The following is a 620-nucleotide window of genomic DNA, read 5'->3' on the forward strand; positions in this document are numbered from 1 at the left end:
AGGTCGTCCGTCTCCAGCGCGGCGAGCTGGGTGCTCGTCAGGCCGGCGGCCTGCTGCGAGCTGAGCACGCCGGCCTGGGCGGTGGTCAGCGCGACGATGTCGCCGGTGCTGAGCGCGTGGATCTGCGCGGAGCCCATCGCCTTGATGCCGGCGGAGCCCAGGGCGACGATGTCTTCCGTCGTCATCGTGGCCACTTGTGCGGTGCCGATGACGGCCACCTGCGAGCTGGTCAGCGACGGGATCTGCGAGCTGGTCAGCGCGTTCAGCGTGTCGCTGGCCATGCCGGCGACCTGCGCGGTGCTCAGCTGCGAGACCTGCGTGCTGGTCAGCGCGCCGATCTGGTCGCTGTCCAGCGCGCCGAGCTGCGTGCTGCTCAGTGCGCGCAGCGCGGCGCTGCCGAGGGCGCGGATGTCGTCGGTGCTGAAGTTGCTCAGTTGGGCGGTGTTGAGGCCGGCCACCTGGGCGGAGCTCAGCACGCCGGCCTGGGCCGAGCTGAGGGCGACGATGTCGCCGGTCGTCAGTGCACCGATCTGCGCGGAGCTCATCGCCTTGATGCCGGTCGTGCCCAGGGCGACGACGTCTTCCGTCGTCATCGTGGCGACCTGCGCGGTGCCGATGGC

The 620-nt window shown here is 71.1% G+C and carries 1 pseudogene; it reads right to left on the minus strand.

What is annotated here, in order from left to right:
• Positions 1–593: pseudogene (locus B0W88_RS32160) on the minus strand (heme utilization protein); the annotation flags it as partial.
• Positions 594–620 lie beyond the last annotated feature (27 nt).

Source organism: Pelomonas sp. KK5 (assembly GCF_001984095.1).
Taxonomy (GTDB): domain Bacteria; phylum Pseudomonadota; class Gammaproteobacteria; order Burkholderiales; family Burkholderiaceae_C; genus KK5.